The sequence below is a fragment of the Parabacteroides sp. MSK.9.14 genome, assembly GCF_019041495.1.
Classification (GTDB): Bacteria; Bacteroidota; Bacteroidia; order Bacteroidales; family Tannerellaceae; genus Parabacteroides; species Parabacteroides merdae.
On the sequence record NZ_JAHPXO010000023.1, the window covers coordinates 16,675 to 34,005 of the forward strand.

The window sequence follows — 17,331 nt, forward strand, 5'->3', positions numbered from 1 at the left end:
TGCACACTAATAATCATAGAAAAACCAATATACATGAAACTAAACAAACTCATTATTCCGGTAGCATGCATCCTGTTGGCCGGAAATGCAAGCATGGCACAGGTAATCATGCCGTGGGAAAACCGGACAGAGACAGACGGCGATCCGTTTGCGAAAGGCGAAACGACCGCCACAAAGGGCAAACTCCACCTCGAAGAAATCATAGGCGGACGGCTCATACAGACAAAAGGAATCGGCGCCATGACGTGGATGAAGGATGGCGAGCGATACAGCCGGATGGAACCAAACGCTGAAACAGGCGGTATGGACATTGTCGCCTACCGCGCCAAAGACAACCGGAGGGAAGTCATCATTCCCTCTTCCATGTTTATCAACAAAGAAACCGGGAAGCCAATTGCCATCCGCAGCATCTCTTGGAGCACCGACAACGGGAAGGTCTTAATCTATAACAATACAAAACGGGTATGGCGTTACGACACGAGGGGTGACTACTGGGTACTGACTCTGAAAGACGGGACTTTGCGCCAATTGGGGAAGGGACTGCCCGAATCATCGATGATGTTTGCAAAATTCTCGCCTGACGGAACACGTGTGGCTTTCGTTTCGAACAATAATATATATGTAGAAGATGTCGCTTCCGGCCAGATCACTCAGCTGACCCATGACGGGAGCCAGACGATCGTGAACGGTACATTCGACTGGGTGTATGAAGAAGAATTCGCCTGCCGCGACGGTTTCCGATGGAGTCCGGACGGACAATATATCGCCTACTGGCAAAGCGACACAAAAGGAACGGGGGTGTTCGACATCATCAATAATGTGGATTCCATCTACCCGACCATCTTGCATTTCCCTTATCCGAAGGCAGGCAGCACGAACTCGGCAGTCAAAGTGGGCTATCTTCCGGCAGCCGGGGGAGCGACAACCTGGATAGAGATTCCCGGCGATCCGCGAAACAACTACATTCCCCGTATGGAGTTTATCCCCGGAAGCAACGAACTGTTCATCCAGCAGATGAACCGTCCTCAGAACACGAACAAAGTATGGATCGCCCGCATCGGTAGCCCTACACCTCAAAATATCTTCACCGACACAGATGCAGCATGGCTGGACACGAACGACAATATCCAATGGCTGAAGGACAATACTTGGTTCACCTGGGAGAGCGAACGCAACGGATGGCGCCACCTCTATCGCATCAGCCGGGACGGGAAGGAGATACAGCCGGTTACGAAAGGCGACTTCGACTATATATCGCCGGTCGGGACGGATCTTCAGAAGGGACTGGTATATTTTATCGCTTCACCGGAAAACTATACCCAACGTTATCTCTACAGTGCCGAACTTTTCGGAAAAGGAGAAGTGAAACGGCTCAGTCCGGCAGGACAGCCGGGACAGCATCGTTATAATATGTCGCCTACCGGAAAATGGGCGGTCCATACCTATAGCAATGCGGCAACCCCTTCAATGATCGACATGGTTTCCTTCCCCAAGCATCAGTCTGTAAGGATGATAGAGGACAATGCAAAGGCACGCGAACAATATGCTGCGCTGGGGCTGAACCCGAAAGAGTTCGTCAAAGTGACCTCCGGCAATCTCGAACTGGATGCTTGGATGATCAAACCGGTCAACTTCGATCCGACAAAGAAATACCCTGTCATCATAGAGGTCTATGGCGAACCGGCCAGTTCGACCGTACAGGATGTATGGGGCGGTGGTGATCTCTGGAACCAATATGTCGCCAACCTCGGATATATCGTTGTCAGCATCGACAACCGAGGAGCCAACACTCCGCGCGGCCGCGAATGGCGTAAATGCATCTATGGCGAGGTCGGCACGTTCGCATCCGAAGACCAGGCACGAGGCATCCAAGATATGGCACGCCGTTACCCGTTTATCGACGCGGACCGTATCGGCATTACTGGATGGAGCGGCGGCGGAAGCCAGACACTGAACTCTATGTTCCGTTATCCGGACGTCTTCCATACGGGTATCGCCATCGCTTTCGTTGCCGACCAACGCACCTACGACACGATTTATCAGGAACGGTACATGAACACACCCCAAAACAATCCGGAAGGTTACCGAAAAGGTTCTCCTATCACATACGCATCCGGACTGAAAGGGAACCTGCTCCTGATACACGGTACTGGCGACGATAACGTCCACTATCAGAACTGCGAGATGCTGGTCGACGAGCTGGTGAAACATGGCAAAATGTTCAGCCAAGTAAGCTATCCGATGCGCAGCCACGGCATTTACGAACGTCCTGGCACAACTCTGCACTTACGAATGACGATGGCCAAATACTGGCTGGACCATCTGCCCGCCGGCGGTAGATAGTTAAAAAGACCCTCTGCAAAAACAAAAGGCAGGGGGTCTTTTGTTATATCTCCAAAAGTCACTAAATCTCTAAATAAAAAGTACAAAATGAAAAAGTATTTTATCGCAGTAGCAGCACTGGCATTTTTGGCTGCATGTAACGGGAAGGCAGCAAAAGACACTCCCGTGTTAGTTGAAGAAGAAAGTATTGCCGTCGCCGAAGCGGCTCCCGATGCTCCTTCTCTGCCGGAGCTACCAGTTGTAAAAGCTAAACCGGCAAAGCCGGTCAATATGCGCGACTCCTTGAAACTGGATCCGAAAAAGGGGGCAGTCGTACAAAAAAAATATAAAGGGACTATTCCTGCCGCCGATGGACCTGGTATCGTTTACGACCTGACATTGTTCTATCAGCAAGATAGTGATGACGGCGTTTATGAATTGGACGCCACTTATCTGGAAGCCGAAAACGGCAAAGACCAGACATTCACTTCTACCGGTAAACGCCAAGTGAAAAAAGGAACTCCTGCTGATGCAAGCGCAGTCATATATGAACTGATCCCAAGTGATGGCAGCATGGTATTTTATTTCCAGGCAGAAGGGGATAGCCTGACCATGCTGAACCAAGAATTACAAAAAGCCGCCTCCGACCTTAATTACACGCTAAAGCTCGTACAATAATCGATACATCTTCACAGCACATCTTTTATATAAACAGAAAAGAGGCACTCCGATTCCTGGAGGCCTCTTTTCTGTTTATGATTTGTAAATTGGAATAGCAATAGGGATAAATCATTTGATTCCTAATTTCGCTTTGATCGCTTTAGGAAGTGCATCTTTGTGAACAACGATGTTCATAGTCTTGTAACGGACAAATGCCTTGGATGCATACCAGATGCCTTCATACTTATTGGAAGTACCCCAAGAGTTCTTCACCATGTAGTATTCGTTGCCTTCCTGGTCTTTAGCGATACCATAGATCTGCATACCGTGGTCATCAGTCGTTTCGTAGTTGTCATAAGCCAACTGGCGTTCTTCCTGCGTGCACCATTTCTGTGGTTGAGGTTTTGTATTCAGTTTCTTTTCTTCCGGTTTCAATTTCAGCCAATGAGCCATATCGGAGCCACTCAACTCCTGAACCTTGTCATTGTCAGGCATAACGGCTACACCATCACGGGTAAAGCCGGATTCGCTCACGTCAGAACCCCAGGCAATCGTATAGCCGGTATTGATAGCATTGTCGAACACTTCCATCAATTCGTCGATAGGCAAGTTGTAAGACAATCCATGACGCCAGTTATCCTGGACTTCGATCGGGAATTGGGTATAGAACGGACGATGTGTATAAGATGTCAAAGACACATAGTCGGAAGGATTCAAACCGGTTGACTTATAGAAAGACTGCGGAGTATATTCTTTACCTTTATAAGTAAATTTCTCTGGAGCCTTGCCCAAATAAATTTCGTGAACGGCAGCAACCGCTTTTTTCCACAACATGGCGTTATTCTCATCTGATTGCAATTTACGCAGTTTGCCTTTGGCTACAGCTGCGACCATTGCATCTGCAAGGGCGGAAAGTTCGGTATGGTTGCTCAACGTATCGCCATACATCACACCCGGACGCATTTCTTCTTCCGGAACCAGGCCAAAAGCCTCCATCCCATAAATCACGTCATAGAAAGAACCGCCTTGTGAAAAGGAAACGTCCCCGTGAGTACGCACAGCTGCATCCGCACGATCCAGATAAGTATTGTAAACCGTAAACATTTCGGATAAATCGTATTCACCCTTTCCCATACGAAGCAATTCAGATTCCAGGAATGCCATTGTCGAATAACACCAACAAGTTCCGGCGCGATTCTGGTTCTTAATCGAAGTGATCGGATTCTCCTTCACTGTCGTAAAAACAAACCCTTCTTCATTTTCCTTCTTCCCTGATTCTTGTGCATGGATTGTTGCAGACATCGTCATGGCGAACAGCATACCAACCGCAATAATTGTCTTTTTCATGTAAATCTATTTATATTATGTTATTAGATTAATTTTGAAGGGCAAAGATACGATTAAATTGACAATGGGCAATGGACAATTGACAATTTAAACTGTATCTTTGTCAGACATAATAACTATAATATAAAGAAAACATGAAGATCACAATTATCGGCGCCGGAAATATCGGCGGTGCCATAGCACGAGGATTAGCAAAAGGTCATATGTTTAAAGCATCGGATATCACTTGCACGGCACAATCAGATACGACTCTGGAGAAAATGAGGAATACGAATCCTGATTTCGTCCTCTCGCTGGACAATGTAGAAGCGGTCAAAGGCGCCGACATCATCGTCATTGCCGTAAAACCTTGGCGCGTAGAAGAAATTATCGACCAGATCAAAGGCATACTCGACTATGACAAACAGATAATCGTTTCCGTTGCCGCAGGTATCACATTCGATCTGCTGAACACCTATCTGACCAAAAACACGGGGTTCGACGATTGCCTGACAACCCCGACTATTTTCCGTATCATGCCGAATACGGCAATCGAAGTGCTTAGCAGTATGACTTTCGTAGCAGCCCGTAATGCTTCCAAAGAGCAAACGGACTTAATCATTAATATCTTCAACGAATTGGGTAACGCGATGTTGGTCGAAGAACGCCTGATGTCTGCCGGAACCGCTTTGGCTTCCAGCGGGATCGCATTCGCCTTGCGCTATATCCGCGCAGCCATCGAAGGCGGTGTCGAATTAGGTTTTTACCCGAAGCAGGCACAGGAAATCGTTGTCCATACGGTGAAAGGAGCTGTCGGCCTCTTATTGGAAAACAAAAGCAATCCTGAAACGGAAATCGATAAGGTAACAACTCCGGGAGGTATCACCATCAAGGGATTGAACGAAATGGAACTCTCCGGCTTCACCTCTTCCGTCATTCGGGGATTGAAGGCAAGCAAATGATGATTTTTATTCTGCAAACGTGTTATTGATTGCGACAACAACTGCCATACCATCATGAATACAATAACTTTTTCACATGTAACATATAGCATATTTTCAGCAATATAGTTACATTTTTTTGTCGAGACCCGGGTGTCAGACATCTACAGACCCGGATCTCAAGACCGCTCAGATGGAGGTGTAAACGGCCCTGATACGGGCATTTTGAGGAAAAAATCTAACGTCTTTCTTACAAAAAAGTAACGTGTTTCGGCAAAAAAGGCTTATGCTTTCCTGAAAACATTCCGTTTTTAACACTTTTGGAGTGTATCTGTTTCGGGTAAAACGGCTAAAATGATGGTTAAACAACTGATTTATGATAGTTGCATGATAGTTAAAAAGGAAACTATCATATCTATATATCATGATATTCAAGTTGTACACAAGAAACATGATGGTATGATAGTTGTTTTTTTAAAATCCATTATAGTGTTGACAAATTTGAACCACAAATGCCGATTTATCCGTTACTTTTCTCTTGAAAGAATAGTAACGGATAAAGTTCAAATCCGATCAGAAAGCACGGACCGCTTTCCGGCGATCCAATTCTGCTTTCAGCATACGAAGTTCACGGCTGGTTTGCCCGGCAACCGAAGTGTTTTCCTCGGCACGGCGGATCAGGTATGGCAAAACATCCCGCACTTTTGCATACGGTACATATTTGGTTACGTTATAACCTTCATGAGCCAGGTTGAAAGAAATATTGTCACTCATACCTAACAGTTGCGCGAAGAAGATACGGGGATCATCGCGCTTTAAGCCTTTTTCATCTATCAGCTTGGCCAATTTATAGTTGCTCTCTTCATTATGCGTCCCCATAAACATTTCGAAACAGTCGAGATGATCCATTGTGAAGCGGACAGCCTCGTCGAAGTTCTCGTCCGTTGCCTGCTTATCCTTACAGATCGGATCGGGATATCCCAAAGCAGCTGCCCTGGCACGCTCGGCTTCCATATAGGCACCACGTACGAATTTCACACCGGCAATATATCCTTTTTCTTTCGCATCGTCCAAAATACGGCGTAAATACGGCATACGGTCATGGCGGTACATTTGCAAAGTAGCAAATACGATCGCACGTTTCTTATTATACCTGCGCATGGCCTCATCGGTCAAAGAGTCGATGGCATCCTGAAAACAATAGTCTTCAGCATCCACAATCAAGCGTACGTCATTGTCGTAGGCACGCTGGCAAAAAGCCATAAAGCGTTCCTTGAACTCCCGGTAAGCTTTTACTTCTTCGATGGTCAGTTCCTCTTGCTTTTCGGATACCTTAGCGAGAAGTTCGTCCGTTATGATGGTGGACGGTTTGAATACGGCATAGGCCAGATTATCATTTCCCTTTGCAAAATCAATCGAACGTATGGTTTCCTCAAAAGTAGCTTGTATTCCTTCGGGCGTTTGCTCTCCTTCGGCTGAAAAATCCAAGGTGGAGCGTACATTAAATTTCCGCAGATGGTCGATCGCCTTTGTACAGTCCTGCAAAGTTTCACCTCCGACAAATTGCTTGTATAAAGTCGGCTTGACTGCCCATCCTAACGGAAAATGAATATTCAAAGCAATATTACTTACTACACTGGCACACTTTACCAGCCACGGATATTTGATCGTATTGAACAGCAGATAAGCATTTTTCAGCTCAGACTGCGATTTGGCAGAGAAAGCAATTTCGGTATTATTAAAATCTAACATGGTATTTGATATTAGTTGACAGTTAACGCATTAAAATGAATAGGAATACCGTCTCACAAAATGTGCCAATCACCAATTCATAAGAGAAACTCTTTCATTGGCATATTGGCACATCCTGATTTATCGGCTCATTGATAAAATTAATTACTTTTCTCCAAGAAACGGATAACCATAGCTTGTCGGCGGAACCAAAGCCTCTTTGATACAACGGGCATTTGTCCAGCGAATCAAGTTCAACGGCCCTCCGGCCTTATCATTCGTACCCGAAGCACGCGAACCGCCAAACGGCTGTTGTGCAATGACGGCACCTGTCGGTTTGTCGTTGATATAGAAGTTACCCGCGGCATAACGCAATTTATTGAATGCCATATCGATCGCATAACGATCGCGTGCAAAAATAGAACCGGTTAAACCATACGGAGATGTACGGTCGCAGAGTTCGAGTGTTTCTTCATATTTATTATCATCATACACATAGATCGTGATAACCGGACCGAAGATCTCCTCCACCATACTCTTGAACATCGGGTCCGTAGTCCGGATGACAGTCGGTTCAACAAAGTAACCTACGGACTTATCTCCATTTCCACCGAAAACGATTTCCGCATCAGGAGACTGTTTTGCATAATCGATATAGCTCATGATATTGTCGAACGAAGCTTCATCGATAACCGCATTGACAAAATTCGTGAAATCCTGGACATCTCCCATTTTGATTTCTTTCAGCATATCGCCGACATAGTCCTTTACTTCTTTCCAGAGTGAAGCAGGGATATAGGCACGTGAACCAGCCGAACATTTCTGTCCTTGATACTCAAACGCACCGCGCACAATAGCTGTCGCCACCTCCAAAGCCGGAGCAGAAGGATGGACAAAGATGAAGTTCTTGCCGCCTGTTTCACCGACAATCTTCGGATAAGATTTATAATGTCCTAAATTCTCACCGATCTGACGCCAAAGGGTGTTAAAGGTTGAAGTAGAACCTGTGAAATGGAAACCGCCTAAATCACGGCTGGCCGTTATGACTTTGCCGATCACGCTTCCCTGTCCCGGAATAAAATTGACAACGCCGTCGGGCAAACCGGCTTCCCGGAACACTTTCATCAGGAAATAGTTAGAATGGATAGCTGTTGTCGACGGTTTCCAGACTGCCACATTTCCCATCATGGCAGGCGCCATGTTCAAGTTAGAGGCAATGGAAGTAAAGTTGAACGGCGTGAGCGAAAACACGAAACCTTCCAAAGCACGATATTCCATCCGGTTCAGGATACCTGTTTCCGAATAAGGCTGGTCGGCATATACCTGACTGGCATAAAAAGTACTGAAACGAAGGAAGTCGATCAATTCGCAAGGAGCGTCGATTTCTGCCTGGAACGGATTCTTGCTTTGTCCCAACATGACGGATGCGTTCAATATATAACGATATTTAGTGGAAAGCAATTCTGCTACACGCAGCATGACGGAAGCACGTTCTACCCAAGGAAGTTCAGACCATTCCTTATGCGCCTTCATTGCTGCATCGATAGCCATCTGCACTTCTTTCTCTCCGGCCTTATGATAAGTGGCCAATACATGGTGGTGATCATGCGGCATCACGACTTTACCGGTATTGCCTGTACGGATTTCTTTACCTCCGATAACCAATGGTATATCCCATTCTTCAGAAGAGAGCTGCGCAAGAGCCTTTTTCAAGGATGATTTTTCACTTGAACCAGGAGCGTATGCTTTTACCGGCTCGTTAATAGGCTTGGGGAAACTAAAAATTGCGTTGTCCATAGTATCTCTTATTTATTAAGTGTTCAAAGACTGATTATTTCAGCGCTGTAAACATAATCAATAATTTTCTAAAATAAGAGACAGGAGCGTTAAATTAAATTTAAATCAAAGGAGCCAAGATATTCTCGTCCAGCATCAACAATTCAAGCCGTAGAGCTGTTATCTTAACATATTAATCATCTTAAATGTAAAAAATATGGCTATAAAGAGTGTTTGGATAGAAGAAGATTGTATCGCTTGCGGCACATGCGAAGGCATTTGTCCCGAAGTATTTCAGGTTACAGACCGCTCACGTGTAAATGAAGGCGTAAACTTCAACGATTATGAAGAAGGTATAAAAGAAGCCGCCGAAAGCTGCCCGGTCAGCGTCATCAAATACGATTAAGAAGCTTTCTTATACAGCATCTAATAAATTATTATTCAACAACCTACAGTTTTCTACCGGAAGAAACGTTTGTTTCCTCGGCTGGAAACTGTAGTTCTCTCCGCAGGAAACTATAACTTCTTCAGCGGGAAGCAGCCAATACAAAAAACATCTTCCGCACTTCCTTTCAAAATAACTAAATAACATTACATTCCTCTTTCCTTAGACATTTTGCTTTTTATTCCTATCTTTGGAGCATCATAAATATAATAATCAACGGAGATGAACGAACAGATAAAACAAATTGCGGAGCGTTTGGCCGGACTTCGGGATGCATTGGAAATCACGCCTGAAGAAATGGCCAAGGTTTGTAACCTGACTCCCGAACAGTATATGAAGCTGGAAAGCGGTACTGTAGATATTTCAGTAAGTGTATTACATCAGATTTCACAGGCTTACGGGGTTGAGTTGACCACGCTTATGTTCGGTGATGAACCTAAAATGAGCAGCTACTTTATCACTCGCAAAGGAAAAGGTATTGCCGTGGAACGGACTAAAGCATACAAATACCAGTCGCTTGCCGCCGGGTTTGTCGGTCGGAAAGCAGATCCGTTCATGGTTACCGTCCATCCGGCTCCAGACGGGACACCGATTTATCTGAACTCGCATTCCGGACAAGAGTATAATATGGTACTGAAAGGCCGCATGTTATTACAGATCAACAACAAAGAGCTGATACTGGAAGAAGGCGACAGTATCTATTTCAACTCCGAACTGCCACATGGGATGAAGGCACTCGATGGAGAAAAGGTCAGTTTCCTGGCAATAATCCTATAAATTGACAATTTAATCATCATGTTAGAAAGATTCATAAACAAGACGACCTTTGAGTCGCAGGAAGATTTTATAAAGAATTTCAAGATAAAAGTCCCGGAGAACTTCAACTTCGGATATGACGTAGTAGATGCATGGGCGGAAGAAGAACCCGATAAGATTGCGCTGTGCTGGACAAACGACCAAGGGGAACACATAGACTTCACCTTTGCCGACCTGAAAAAATATACCGACCAGACTGCCGCTTATTTCCAGTCGCTGGGAATCGGCCACGGTGATATGGTCATGTTGATATTGAAACGCCGTTATGAATTCTGGTTCTCGATTATCGCGTTGCATAAATTGGGAGCAGTGGTGATCCCGGCTACCCACCTGCTGACAAAGAAAGATATCGTCTATCGTGCGAATGCCGCCGATATCAAGATGATCGTCTGCGCGGGCGAGGAAGTGATCACCCAACATATCATCGACTCGCTGCCCGATTCACCCTCTATAAAGAGTGTTGTTTCGGTAGGTCCTGAAATCCCCGAAGGCTTCGAGGACTTCCACAAAGGCCTCGAAAACGCGGCTCCGTTCGTACGTCCGGAACATCCGAACAGTAACGACGACATTTCACTGATGTATTTTACTTCCGGTACAACCGGCAACCCGAAGATGGTAGCACACGATTTCACCTACCCGCTGGGGCATATCGTGACCGGAAGTTTCTGGCACAACTTGCATAAAGACAGCCTCCACCTGACGATTGCCGACACCGGTTGGGGGAAAGCCGTATGGGGAAAACTGTATGGACAGTGGATTGCCGGAGCAACCGTATTCGTGTACGACCACGAGAAATTCACACCGGCCGATATGTTACAGATGATACAGGACTACCGCATCACATCTTTGTGCGCACCTCCTACCATTTTCCGTTTCCTGATACGCGAAGACCTGACAAAATACGACCTGTCGTCCCTCCAATATTGTACCATTGCCGGCGAAGCCTTAAACCCTGCCGTATTCGACACGTTCTACAAACTGACCGGCATCAAGCTGATGGAAGGTTTCGGACAGACGGAAACAACCTTGACCGTCGCCACTTTCCCGTGGATGGAACCGAAACCCGGATCGATGGGTGTCCCTAATCCGCAATACGATGTAGACTTGTTGCGCCCGGACGGAACCCGTGCCGAAGACGGAGAACAGGGACAGATCGTGATCCACACTACAAATGGCAAACCGATCGGTCTTTTCAAGGAATATTACCGGGATGCCGAACGCACACGCGAAGCATGGCACGACGGCCTGTATTACACGGGCGATGTCGCCTGGCGTGATGAAGACGGTTACCTCTGGTTCGTGGGCCGTGCCGACGATGTTATCAAGAGTTCCGGCTACCGTATCGGCCCGTTTGAAGTAGAAAGCGCCCTGATGACGCATCCGGCGGTTGTAGAATGTGCCATCACTGGTGTTCCAGACGAAATCCGCGGACAAGTGGTAAAAGCCACCATCGTTCTGGCAAAGGACTACAAGGATAAAGCCGGAGACGCTTTGGTCAAAGAATTACAAGACCATGTCAAAAAAGTGACAGCTCCGTACAAATACCCGCGCGTCGTCGAGTTCGTAGACGAACTGCCGAAGACGATCAGCGGCAAAATACGCCGAGTCGAAATCCGAGCAACCGACAATGAAAAGAAACACACAAAATAATGGTCAATTGCCAATCATCGATTGGCAATTCAACCGTATTGCGGTCAAGATAGGCAGCAACGTGCTCACCCGCAAGGATGGCACGTTGGATATTACCCGGATGTCCGCCTTGGTGGATCAGGTGGCCAAACTACATCGGAAAGGCGTGGAAGTCGTCCTTATTTCCTCCGGTGCGGTCGCTTCTGGACGCAGTGAGATAAAGGCCAGCAAAAAGCTGGATCCCGTCTCTGCCCGCCAGCTGTATTCCGCAGTCGGGCAAGCCAAACTGATCAACCGGTATTACGAACTGTTCCGCGAACATGGCATGACCTGTGGCCAGGTGCTCACCACGAAAGAGAACTTTGGCAGCCGCACGCATTACCTCAACCAGAAACATTGTATGGAGGTAATGCTCGAAAATAAAGTGATTCCCATCGTGAACGAAAACGACACGATATCGGTTACAGAATTGATGTTCACGGACAATGACGAGCTTTCCGGACTGATCGCCACCATGATGGGAATGGATGCTTTGATTATCCTTAGCAATATCGACGGAATATATAACGGCAACCCATCCGATCCGTCCTCCACGGTTATCCGCGAGATCGACGGCAGCAAGGAAGACCTGTCGGAATATGTACAAACCAGCAAGTCGTCATTCGGTCGTGGCGGCATGCTTACCAAATGCAGCATTGCACAGAAGGTGGCCGACGAAGGCATCACGGTGATCATTGCCAACGGCAAGAAGGACAACATCCTGGTAGACCTGCTCGCCAAAGACAGCCGGACCGTTTGCACGCGTTTCATCCCGTCAAACAAACCTGTCAGTAGCGTAAAAAAATGGATCGCCCACTCCGAAGGCTTCGCCAAAGGCGAGATACACATCAACCGGGGGGCCGAAGAGGCACTGTTAGGTCCGAAGGCGACCAGTATCCTGCTGGTCGGCGTCACCCGGATCATCGGCGACTTCGAGAAAGACGATATCGTCAAGGTTATCAACGAGGAAGGCGTCCAGTTAGGAGTCGGATGCGCAGGTTACGACAGTACGGAAGCACGAGAACTGATCGGCAGCCGGGATAAAAAACCGTTGGTACATTACGATTATTTGTATCTGGATTAACAACAACAAGCATACGACCATGATTAACGAATTATTGCAACATACCCTCGCCGCTTCGCACCAGCTTGTCACGCTGGACGATGCCACCATCAACCGCATCCTCATAGACACGGCTTCGGCTTTGCTGACACGCCAAGCCGAAGTCTTGGCTGCCAATGTCGAAGATTTGTCGCGTATGGACCCGGCAAATCCGAAATACGACCGCTTGAAACTGACGGAAGAACGTCTTGCAGGTATTGCAGGAGATATGAAGAACGTCGCCTCGCTACCGTCGCCTCTTGGGAAGCTGTTAAGCGAAACAACACGCCCGAACGGCATGGTGATCCGCAAAATGACCGTTCCCTTCGGCGTGATCGGTGTCATCTACGAAGCACGTCCAAATGTCACCTTCGACGTTTTCTCCCTTTGTTTCAAGAGCGGGAATGCCTGCGTGTTGAAAGGAGGTTCGGATGCCGACAGTTCCAACCGTGCCTTAGTGGCGATTATCCACGACGTACTGACAAGACAAGGCGTCGATCCGGCTGTCTGTACACTCCTGCCGCCCGACCGCGAGGCGACGACCGAGCTGTTGAACGCCGTCGGCCTGGTGGACCTTATCATTCCGCGGGGCAGCAGTTCACTGATCAATTACGTCCGCGACCATGCCCGCGTACCGGTCATTGAGACGGGAGCCGGTATCTGCCATACCTATTTTGACAAAGATGGAGACAAAGAAAAAGGGCGCGAGATCGTCAACAATGCCAAGACACGCCGCGTCAGCGTCTGCAACGCTTTGGATTGTCTGATCGTCCATCGCGACCGATTAGGTGACCTCCCTTATTTGTGTGGAAAACTGTCCGGCAGCAACGTCGTTATCTATGCCGACGAACCCGCCTTTGCCGCTCTTTCAGGGCACTACCCTACCGCTTTGCTTCAGCCGGCTACGGCAGACAGCTTCGGCACCGAGTTCTTAGACTACAAAATGGCGATCCGTACAGTCTCCTCCTTGGATGAAGCCCTGCAACATATCTCCCGCTACAGCTCGAAACACAGCGAAAGCATCGTCAGTGAATCGACAGAAGCCATCCGCCGTTTCCAGCAAATGGTCGATGCCGCCTGCGTCTACGCCAATGTATCTACGGCTTTCACCGACGGGGCACAGTTCGGTTTCGGAGCGGAAATCGGTATCAGCACACAGAAGCTACATGCCCGCGGCCCGATGGCGTTGCCTGAACTGACGACCTACAAGTATATCATCGAAGGAGACGGACAAATACGAAAATAGTCCCTGCCTCGGTGTTAGTATTATCGTATGACACTGACAATACAGATATAACGGTATTGCCATAAATCAGAAATCATTGTTTATCTTTGTAGGCAGAACAATTTTAAATGAGACATGATATGAGAAACTTCACTTGTGTACAGGATTTGGGCAACCTCAAGCAGGCACTCGCCGAGGCTTTCGAGATTAAGAAAGACCGTTACCAGTTTACCGGGCTGGGCAAGAACAAGACGTTATTGATGATATTCTTCAACTCCAGCCTCCGTACCCGCCTCTCCACCCAGAAGGCTGCCATGAATTTAGGTATGAACACGATGGTGCTCGACGTGAACCAGGGAGCCTGGAAACTGGAAACCGAACGCGGCGTGATCATGGATGGCGACAAGCCCGAACACCTCCTGGAGGCTATTCCGGTGATGGGTTGCTATTGCGACGTGATCGGCATACGTTCATTCGCCCGTTTCGAAAGCAAGGAAGATGATTACAACGAAAAGATATTGAACCAGTTCATCCAATACTCCGGCCGTCCGGTATTCAGCATGGAAGCGGCTACCCGCCATCCGTTGCAGAGTTTTGCCGACCTGATCACGATCGAGGAGTATAAGAAGACTGCCCGTCCGAAAGTCGTCATGACTTGGGCACCACATCCGAAAGCCCTGCCGCAAGCCGTGCCTAACAGTTTCGCCGAATGGATGAATGCGACGGACTACGAGTTTGTCATCACCCACCCGGAAGGCTACGAACTGGACCCGCGCTTCGTCGGCAACGCTCGCGTAGAATATGACCAGAAGAAAGCGTTCGAAGGCGCGGACTTCATCTACGCCAAGAACTGGGCAGCCTATGCCGATCCCAACTACGGCAAGGTTCTCAACACGGACCGCAGTTGGACCGTCGACACGGAAAAGATGGCGTTGACCAACAATGCCTACTTCATGCACTGCCTGCCTGTCCGTCGCAATATGATCGTGACAGACGACGTGATCGAAAGCCCCCAAAGCATCGTGATCCCCGAAGCCGCCAACCGCGAGATTTCAGCACAAACGGTGCTGAAGAAGATATTGACTTCACTCTTGCCGGGGGATTAATCCCCCCGGCTAAAGAATCCCCTGGCAAATATCACAGATTATACGTCAGCGTCACCCACGTCACCTGTGCGTCACGGTTGCGGACCTGGGTCATTTGCAAGTCTTTCGTATCGACGATCGTTGTTTCTTCGAGGCCGTTGAAGATGTTGTTGATGCTCAGGTTGGCACGCAGCTTGCGGTGCATGAAATATTGGGAGATACCGGCATTGACACTGGAACGGTGCTTGATCTTTCCCTGCGGGGTCAACTGGTCGGAGATGTAAAAACCATCGAGCTGCAACTCCGTTGTCGGCGTGATGCTGATGTTGACAGAGCCTTTGATATCGCCGCAGACCATCGACTTCTTCCGGTCATAACCGATCGTGCGCCCGTCGATCTCATCCCGGTAGATATCGCCTGACAAACCGAGAGACAGCATACGGATCGGTTGCCAGGTTGCGGACAGTTCAAAACCGAATGTCTGGCTATGGCCGATATTCTCTTTTGTCCAGATCGTTCCGTTTTCCCCTTCATCCAGGACTTTGTCCATGATGCGGTTCTTCTTATTCCGGTAATACAGGCTCGGTGAGAACCGGAAAGCAGAAGTAGCATACGAATAAGACAACTCGACCGAATGGATCATCTCGTCTTTTAAATCAGGATTCCCCTTCCAGACATGCGTAGCGTCGCTACGGTCGGTGAACACATTCAGGTAGCTGCCGTAAGGCCGGATTACGCGTTGCACGTAGCTGAGAGCCAACTCCCCGGCCTTATCCGTCCGGTAGCCCAACTTCAAACGGGGGAAGAGATGGAAACGAGAAGTGCTCTTAACCATCGGTATCTTTTCAAGCACATCGTCGGTCTGATAACGCGTATCTATCTTTTGCCAGTTCAGTTCACCTTGTACGCCCGCTTCGGCACAGAAACCGCCCCATTTCTTTTCCAAAGCAGCCAGCAACAAATTCGTACGGCGATTAAAGTTATATTCATTTTCTTTCTGCGGGTCGGACTGCCACTCTCCGGCAGCCAGTTTGTTCCCGTAAGCGTGATAGCTCTCATCCTTGAAACGCCCGATGTATCCTACCCGCAAATGCCAGTCATCGGCAAAGAGTTTTCCGTAGAGGACAGACAGGTAATAATTATTCTTGTCCTGATTGACATAGTAATTATCCTCGGCAATGATCTTGCCTGTTTCCGGCTTCTCGTTCTTGTATTCGTTATCTTCGTCATACCCGAAATTATCGTAATTGAACACGACATCCAGACAATCCTTCGGATTGTCGAAGGTATGGTTCCAACGCGCCTCTGCGGCATAGGCTTCCTGCCATTGGTCGTTATAACGGTGGCGGAACATCACCGGTTGCAGATTCCCGTCCACCAGCTTATTGTTATGGATCTTCCCGTAGCGGCTGTAATCCATCAGGTTATACAGGCCGTAAACCGTGATCAGGTCGTTTGCCGTCAGGTCATATCCGACACTCAGATCGGCGAGATGCACATCGGGGCGGGCGGACGCATTATTGTTCATGACGGTTGTCCCCCCTTTGTTCGTCGTCGACTTGCTGAACGTACGCTTACGGAACTCCCGGCGATAATTATATTTTCCGACAATATGAAACTTGCCCGGATGCAAATTCAGGATCGCACCGGCATTATAACGTTCCTGGAATCCGGCTCCCAACGTCAGGACCAGAGGCGAATCAGTGGCCGTATAAACAGCAGACGACAGGTTCAGAATCCCTGCATCTCCATCCGGCACAAGCCCGATGGAAGGAGTCGACGTCATCGACACCCGGTCGAAGAACAGTGCCGGAAGCTGGATCAGCATATCTCCGCTATACTCTTCCAGCAAGCCGTAGGGCACTCCGTTTATCAGCAAGCCGGGATTATTGGAACCACGGAACGTGATTCCTCCCTCGATATCCGTCACAACGGAAGGCAGCAGGCGGAATACGTCGGCTGTCGTCCCCGTCAGGCCACTCAGGTTGCTGTCCACCTGCAGGCGTTTCACTTCCCCACCGGTCAAGCCTCCAAAGCGTTTTCCCTGGATTTCAACACTCTGCAACGAGACAGTTTTATCTACAGGAACCTGTGCGAAAACAGACAGGCTCAGGCAAGCAATAGCCGGAAGGAGTAATAGTGTTCGTTTCATATATATATATAAATTACATAAGTTTAAAAACAAAAAAAGTCTGTATGTTACATGCATACAGACTGTCCTCATCACTAATTGC

13 protein-coding genes are annotated in these 17,331 nt (G+C 48.1%); 9 read left to right on the top strand and 4 right to left on the bottom strand.

Annotated elements, in window-relative coordinates; all coding sequences use genetic code 11:
* The first annotated feature begins 33 nt into the window (after positions 1–33).
* Together KTG12_RS12890 and KTG12_RS12895 are read left to right on the top strand one after the other, a co-directional pair.
* Positions 34–2,343 (top strand): S9 family peptidase, encoded by a 2,310-nt coding sequence (locus KTG12_RS12890; RefSeq protein WP_005648031.1) that lies wholly within the window; start codon positions 34–36, stop codon positions 2,341–2,343.
* A gap of 87 nt (positions 2,344–2,430) precedes the next feature.
* On the top strand, positions 2,431–3,000 hold the full coding sequence (locus tag KTG12_RS12895; RefSeq protein ID WP_005637025.1) for a copper resistance protein NlpE: 570 nt from the start codon (positions 2,431–2,433) through the stop codon (positions 2,998–3,000).
* Between the two features lie 111 nt (positions 3,001–3,111).
* Here the strand turns inward: KTG12_RS12895 and KTG12_RS12900 are convergent, their stop codons facing one another.
* Complete coding sequence (locus tag KTG12_RS12900) at positions 3,112–4,329, bottom strand: aminopeptidase C (RefSeq protein WP_005648033.1); 1,218 nt, start codon at positions 4,327–4,329, stop codon at positions 3,112–3,114.
* 134 nt (positions 4,330–4,463) lie between these two features.
* Here KTG12_RS12900 and proC point away from each other — a divergent pair, with 134 nt between their 5' ends.
* Positions 4,464–5,270 carry a pyrroline-5-carboxylate reductase gene (gene proC, locus KTG12_RS12905; RefSeq protein WP_155143705.1) on the top strand — a complete coding sequence of 269 codons (807 nt, stop codon included), beginning with the start codon at positions 4,464–4,466 and terminating at the stop codon, positions 5,268–5,270.
* Positions 5,271–5,822: 552 nt separating this feature from the next.
* Here proC and KTG12_RS12910 read toward each other — a convergent pair.
* Both KTG12_RS12910 and pruA read right to left on the bottom strand, forming a co-directional pair.
* Positions 5,823–7,001 (bottom strand): proline dehydrogenase family protein, encoded by a 1,179-nt coding sequence (locus KTG12_RS12910; protein WP_005637033.1) that lies wholly within the window; start codon positions 6,999–7,001, stop codon positions 5,823–5,825.
* A gap of 144 nt (positions 7,002–7,145) precedes the next feature.
* Positions 7,146–8,777: an L-glutamate gamma-semialdehyde dehydrogenase gene (gene pruA / locus KTG12_RS12915; protein ID WP_005637034.1), complete on the bottom strand. Its 1,632-nt coding sequence runs from the start codon at positions 8,775–8,777 to the stop codon at positions 7,146–7,148.
* Between the two features lie 196 nt (positions 8,778–8,973).
* Between pruA and KTG12_RS12920 the strand changes: the two genes are divergently transcribed.
* The 6 genes from KTG12_RS12920 to KTG12_RS12945 all read left to right on the top strand — a co-directional run bounded on the left by KTG12_RS12920 (position 8,974) and on the right by KTG12_RS12945 (position 15,118).
* A complete protein-coding gene (locus KTG12_RS12920; RefSeq protein ID WP_005637036.1) occupies positions 8,974–9,162 on the top strand; it encodes a ferredoxin in 189 nt (62 codons plus the stop codon).
* 261 nt (positions 9,163–9,423) lie between these two features.
* On the top strand, positions 9,424–9,978 hold the full coding sequence (locus tag KTG12_RS12925; protein WP_155143703.1) for a helix-turn-helix domain-containing protein: 555 nt from the start codon (positions 9,424–9,426) through the stop codon (positions 9,976–9,978).
* Between the two features lie 18 nt (positions 9,979–9,996).
* A complete protein-coding gene (locus KTG12_RS12930) occupies positions 9,997–11,667 on the top strand; it encodes an AMP-binding protein (protein WP_005637041.1) in 1,671 nt (556 codons plus the stop codon).
* Positions 11,645–12,769 (top strand): glutamate 5-kinase, encoded by a 1,125-nt coding sequence (gene proB, locus KTG12_RS12935; RefSeq protein ID WP_005637042.1) that lies wholly within the window; start codon positions 11,645–11,647, stop codon positions 12,767–12,769. The genes KTG12_RS12930 and proB overlap by 23 nt, the downstream gene beginning before the upstream one ends.
* A 19-nt stretch (positions 12,770–12,788) precedes the next feature.
* Positions 12,789–14,033 (top strand): glutamate-5-semialdehyde dehydrogenase, encoded by a 1,245-nt coding sequence (locus KTG12_RS12940; protein ID WP_155143701.1) that lies wholly within the window; start codon positions 12,789–12,791, stop codon positions 14,031–14,033.
* Positions 14,034–14,152: 119 nt separating this feature from the next.
* On the top strand, positions 14,153–15,118 hold the full coding sequence (locus tag KTG12_RS12945; protein ID WP_005648048.1) for an acetylornithine carbamoyltransferase: 966 nt from the start codon (positions 14,153–14,155) through the stop codon (positions 15,116–15,118).
* 31 nt (positions 15,119–15,149) lie between these two features.
* Here KTG12_RS12945 and KTG12_RS12950 read toward each other — a convergent pair whose 3' ends face one another.
* On the bottom strand, positions 15,150–17,249 hold the full coding sequence (locus KTG12_RS12950) for an outer membrane beta-barrel family protein (protein ID WP_119215290.1): 2,100 nt from the start codon (positions 17,247–17,249) through the stop codon (positions 15,150–15,152).
* Positions 17,250–17,331: the final 82 nt, after the last annotated feature.

Bases quoted from the DNA above. Each gene is read 5' to 3' on its own strand.
- KTG12_RS12890 (WP_005648031.1), top strand. From the start codon at position 34: ATGAAACTAAACAAACTCATTATTCCGGTAGCATGCATCCTGTTGGCC.
- KTG12_RS12895 (WP_005637025.1), top strand. From the start codon at position 2,431: ATGAAAAAGTATTTTATCGCAGTAGCAGCACTGGCATTTTTGGCTGCA.
- KTG12_RS12900 (WP_005648033.1), bottom strand. From the start codon at position 4,329: ATGAAAAAGACAATTATTGCGGTTGGTATGCTGTTCGCCATGACGATG.
- proC (WP_155143705.1), top strand. From the start codon at position 4,464: ATGAAGATCACAATTATCGGCGCCGGAAATATCGGCGGTGCCATAGCA.
- KTG12_RS12910 (WP_005637033.1), bottom strand. From the start codon at position 7,001: ATGTTAGATTTTAATAATACCGAAATTGCTTTCTCTGCCAAATCGCAG.
- pruA (WP_005637034.1), bottom strand. From the start codon at position 8,777: ATGGACAACGCAATTTTTAGTTTCCCCAAGCCTATTAACGAGCCGGTA.
- KTG12_RS12920 (WP_005637036.1), top strand. From the start codon at position 8,974: ATGGCTATAAAGAGTGTTTGGATAGAAGAAGATTGTATCGCTTGCGGC.
- KTG12_RS12925 (WP_155143703.1), top strand. From the start codon at position 9,424: ATGAACGAACAGATAAAACAAATTGCGGAGCGTTTGGCCGGACTTCGG.
- KTG12_RS12930 (WP_005637041.1), top strand. From the start codon at position 9,997: ATGTTAGAAAGATTCATAAACAAGACGACCTTTGAGTCGCAGGAAGAT.
- proB (WP_005637042.1), top strand. From the start codon at position 11,645: ATGAAAAGAAACACACAAAATAATGGTCAATTGCCAATCATCGATTGG.
- KTG12_RS12940 (WP_155143701.1), top strand. From the start codon at position 12,789: ATGATTAACGAATTATTGCAACATACCCTCGCCGCTTCGCACCAGCTT.
- KTG12_RS12945 (WP_005648048.1), top strand. From the start codon at position 14,153: ATGAGAAACTTCACTTGTGTACAGGATTTGGGCAACCTCAAGCAGGCA.
- KTG12_RS12950 (WP_119215290.1), bottom strand. From the start codon at position 17,249: ATGAAACGAACACTATTACTCCTTCCGGCTATTGCTTGCCTGAGCCTG.